Genomic DNA, 4,207 nt, shown 5'->3' on the forward strand with positions numbered 1-4,207 from the left:
TCGCCGGGTCCTCCGGCGAGGGAGAAAACTGTCACCTATGCAATCGGTCCATTCTGTTACCTATCTATCCGGTTCGGACACCAGCCCCTTCTCCCCGTCACTATACGGGGAGAAGTGCCCGGCAGGGCGATGAGGGGCGGCGCCGACTTCCCACGATTGGCTGCGCCGCACGGCTTGCCTCCATTGTCCACAGGCGGCATAGATCGAGAATGCAAACCTACCGCCCGCGCCGCTCGGTGCTCTACATCCCGGCCTCGAACGACAGGGCGCTGGCCAAGATCGCGACGCTTGCCTGCGATGCCGTGATCATTGACCTGGAAGACGCCGTGCCGCCAGCCGACAAGGTCACGGCGCGCCAAAGGCTGGCGGGCATCCTGGCCGAACGCCCGAACCGGCGCTGCGAAATGATCGTTCGCGTCAACGCGCTGGGGAGCGAATGGGGCATCGACGACGTGCTGGCGGCGGCGAAAGGCGAGGCCGACGGCATCCTTCTGTCGAAGGTCGTCACGCCGCGCGAGGTGCTGGAGGCCGCCGACCTGCTCGACGACAATTTCGCGCCGGACACGGTGAAACTATGGGCGATGGTGGAGACGCCGAAAGCCCTGCTAAACATCGGCGCGCTTGCCGAGCTCGGCCGCGATCCCGCCTCGCGCCTTGCTTGTTTCGTTGCCGGAACAAACGATTTGGTCAAGGAGACCGGTATCCTTGCGACGCCGGACCGGCGCTATCTCACGCCCTGGCTGATGCAATTGGTGCTGGCCGCGCGCGCCGGCGGCGTCGATGTACTGGACGGCGTCGCCAATGATTTTCGCGATTCTGACGCCTTTGCCCGTGAATGCGTGGAAGCCGCCGCCATGGGCTTCGATGGCAAGTCGCTGATCCATCCGGCGCAGATCGAGGCGGCGAACCGGGCCTTTGCGCCGTCGCCGGAGGCTATCGCCCAGGCCCGCGCGGTGACGGCGGCCTTCGCGCTTGCCGAGAATGCCGGCAAGGGCGTCATCGCGCTCGATGGCAGCATGGTCGAGCGGCTGCATCTGGCTCAGGCCGAGAAACTTCTGGCGAAGGCCGCCGCCATCGGCGCATGATGCGCTTTCGGGCGATTGCCGCAAACTCACGGGGACTGAAAAATGAAACTTTACCGCTTTCTGTCCGGCCCTGACGACTCCAGCTTCTGCCACAAGGTGACGGCGTCGCTGAACAAGGGCTGGCACCTGTTCGGCTCGCCGACCTATGCCTATGACAAGAAGACCAAATCGATGCGCTGCGGTCAGGCTGTGGTGAAGGATGTCGAGGGTCAGGACTACACGCCCGACACCAAGCTCAGCGATTGGTAGACGCGGGCAACAACCCGCTTTGGTGCAGGCACCCTTCCTCTCCCTCCGGAGGGGAAAGAGGAACGGCGCGATGCGATTTCGCGAAAGCCCTAGGCCGTCTGCTCCGCCGCCTCCTCGATCCGCTCCATATCGTCGTCCGACAGGCCGAAATGGTGGCCGATCTCGTGGATCAGCACATGGGTGACGATGTCGCCCAGCGTCTCCTCGTTCTCGGCCCAGTAGTCGAGTATGGCGCGGCGGTAGAGCGTGATGCGGTTCGGCCCCTCGCCGGTCTGCGGGTTCCAGCGCTCGGCGATGCCGCGCCCCTCGAACAGGCCGAGCAGGTCGAACGGCGTTTCCAGCGAAAGATCGTCCATGATCTCGTCGGTCGGGAAATCGGCGATCTGGATGACGATCTCGCCGGTGAGCTTGCGGAAATCCTCCGGCAGATGGGCGTAGGCCTCCAGCGCCAGGAACTCCATCTCCTCCATCGACGGCGAAAGCTGGTCGTGCCAGGTGCGGGTCTTGTAGATGCGGGCCATTCTTTGTCCTTTGATCCCGGCATATAGGCTTTCGCGCCGGTCGAGGCAAATGATGCGGCAGTTCCTGTATCTTGTATCCTTTGCTGCCGCGCGGGAATCGCGTACGGGTCGGTTCCGGCCATGTATCAGGAGCTCCCATGCCGGACTTTTCCACCCTTGGACTTTTCGCCATTGCCTGCCTCGCTTTGACCGCGACGCCGGGGCCGGACATGCTGTTGATCGCATCCCGCAGCGCCAGCCAGGGGCGTGCGGCGGGCCTGGCGACCTATGTCGGCATCGCCGCTGGTACCTATTGTCATGCGCTGGCCGCTGCTTTCGGCCTGTCGCAACTGTTCCTTGCCGTTCCCATCGCTTACGACATCGTGCGTTACGCCGGCGCCGCCTATCTGGCCTATCTCGCCTGGAAAGCGTTCCGCTCCGACGGGACAGCGCTTGCGCCGGTTGCCGGCCTGCCGCGCTACTCGCAAGGGCGCATCGTCCGGCAGGGGTTGTTGACCAATCTCCTCAACCCGAAGATGGCGCTGTTCGTGCTGGCGCTGTTCCCGCAATTTGTGCAGCCGCAGGCCGGGTCCGTGGCGGGGCAGATACTGGTGCTGGCAACCGTGCTCAATCTGATTGGGCTGGTCGTCAATGGCCTGGTCATCCTGACCGCCAGCCGGATCGGCGCGGCATTGTCGAGGCGGACGCGGTTTCAGCGGGCGCCGCAGCTGTTGCTGGGGAGCGTCTTTGCGGGACTTGCGGCCCGGCTGGCCTTCGATGGCCAACGCTAAAGCGCGTAACGACAGAGGAATAAATTCACAATGAGTCGGCTTGACTCTTGGGGTACCCTCTGGAATCTATAAGAACATAACAGGAACAATGCTGCTGAAAGTTGACCGTCATGGCGATGACCGCCGTGGCGCGGGAGACTGTTTTTGCCCTGCGCCGCCAAATCGCGAAGATCGAGGGAACGCTGCCCGAGCGCCTTGCGGCGCCGGCCGGCGCGTCGCCTGATGACATCGCCGATGTCACGGTGGTTCGGCGTGGCCTTGCCGTTGCATCGCATGATGCGTTCCTGCGCACCGGTGTCGAGCCGCTCGACGCAGCCCTTGGCGGCGGCCTGCCGAAGACGGCGCTGAGCGAGATCCATGGCACTGAAACCCGCGACGCCGGAGCCGTCGCCGGCTTTGCCCTGTCGCTTGCCGGCCTGATCCTCGCGCGGCAGCCGGGCTTGCCGGTGCTGTGGGTCGGCACCTCGGAAATCTTCCGCGAGGCCGGCTTTCCCTATGCCGGCGGGCTGCGGAGCCTGTTCGGCATCGCGCCCGAACAATTGCTGTTTTCCGAGGCGCCGAGGCTGCTCGACGCGCTGTGGATCGCCGAGGAGGCCGCCCGCATGACGGCGCTCGCCGCCGTCATCCTCGAAATCCGCGGCAGCCCGCGGCCGCTCGACCTCACCGCGACGCGGCGGCTGCACGCCCGCGCCCAGGACGCCGGCCGGCCGGTGTTCCTGCTGCGCCAGGCCGGCGAGGCCGAGCCAACCGCCGCGCCCGTGCGCCTGATCGTGTCGGCCGCGCCCTCGGCAAGCCGCGCGACGATCGCCGGGCCGCTGGCCGGCTCGATCGGCCGCCCCGCCTTCACCGTCGGCATCGGCAAGAGCCGCACCGCGCTCCCCGGACAATTCACACTGGAGTGGAACCCCGATGAACATGTTTTCGAAGAAAGAAGGGGCAAGGAAAGAACAAAGGATTCTGTCGCTGTGGTTTCCGCATCTCGCCGCCGACCGCATCCTGCGCCAGCGTCTGGGGCGGTCCTGGCGTTCCCGGCCGTCGGATCACCTGCCCCCGCCTCACCCACCGCTGGTGATCAGCCACCGCGACATGAACGCCCAGCGCATCGCCGCCCTCGACGAGCGGGCTGAGGCGCTCAGGCTGAAGCGCGGCATGGGCATCGCCGACGCGCGCGCCATGCACCCCGCGATCGACATCGTCGAGGCCGATCCCGAGGCCGACCGCCGCCTGCTCGAAGGCCTCGCCGACTGGTGCGACCGTTACACGCCGCTGGTGGCGATCGACGGCGCCGACGGCCTGTTCCTCGACGTCACCGGCTGCACGCATCTGTTCGGCGGCGAACGCGCCATGCAGGACGAGATCCTCGTCCGCTTCCTTGAGCAGGGTTTCGATGTCCGCGCCGGGCTGGCGGCGACCCCGGGCGCCGCCTGGGCGGCGGCGCATTTTCATGGCGACCGCATCGTCGCCGGCGGCGAGGAAGAGACGCTGCTGGCGCCCTTGCCGCTCGCGGCACTGCGCATCGAGCCGGGAACGCGCGCCAGCCTCGAAAGCGTCGGCCTGCGCACGGCGGGCGCGGTGATGGCAG

The 4,207-nt window shown here is 66.4% G+C and carries 6 protein-coding genes; 5 read left to right on the forward strand and 1 reads right to left on the reverse strand.

Features of this window, described 5'->3' with window-relative positions:
* Positions 1-209: 209 nt before the first annotated feature.
* A complete protein-coding gene (locus EN781_RS27455) occupies positions 210-1,085 on the forward strand; it encodes a CoA ester lyase (RefSeq protein ID WP_126057382.1) in 876 nt (291 codons plus the stop codon).
* Positions 1,086-1,127: 42 nt separating this feature from the next.
* Complete coding sequence (locus tag EN781_RS27460) at positions 1,128-1,334, forward strand: DUF1737 domain-containing protein (RefSeq protein ID WP_126057381.1); 207 nt, start codon at positions 1,128-1,130, stop codon at positions 1,332-1,334.
* Positions 1,335-1,423: 89 nt separating this feature from the next.
* On the opposite strand, the gene EN781_RS27465 is transcribed toward EN781_RS27460, so the two are convergent.
* The gene (locus EN781_RS27465; protein WP_126057380.1) at positions 1,424-1,855 is read right to left on the reverse strand and encodes a metallopeptidase family protein; all 432 of its coding nucleotides are present in this window, start codon (positions 1,853-1,855) and stop codon (positions 1,424-1,426) included.
* Positions 1,856-1,992: 137 nt separating this feature from the next.
* Between EN781_RS27465 and EN781_RS27470 the strand changes: the two genes are divergently transcribed.
* From EN781_RS27470 to EN781_RS27480, 3 genes are all read left to right on the forward strand, one after another.
* Complete coding sequence (locus EN781_RS27470) at positions 1,993-2,625, forward strand: LysE family translocator (RefSeq protein WP_126057379.1); 633 nt, start codon at positions 1,993-1,995, stop codon at positions 2,623-2,625.
* 110 nt (positions 2,626-2,735) lie between these two features.
* Positions 2,736-3,752, forward strand: a complete 1,017-nt coding sequence (locus EN781_RS35545) for a hypothetical protein (protein WP_126057378.1) — start codon at positions 2,736-2,738, stop codon at positions 3,750-3,752.
* The coding region (locus tag EN781_RS27480; protein ID WP_245492667.1) for a DNA polymerase Y family protein at positions 3,712-4,207 on the forward strand (496 nt) is incomplete at its 3' end. The genes EN781_RS35545 and EN781_RS27480, both read left to right, overlap by 41 nt.

Source organism: Mesorhizobium sp. M4A.F.Ca.ET.090.04.2.1, assembly GCF_003999085.1.
In the GTDB taxonomy this organism is placed as follows: Bacteria; Pseudomonadota; Alphaproteobacteria; order Rhizobiales; family Rhizobiaceae; genus Mesorhizobium.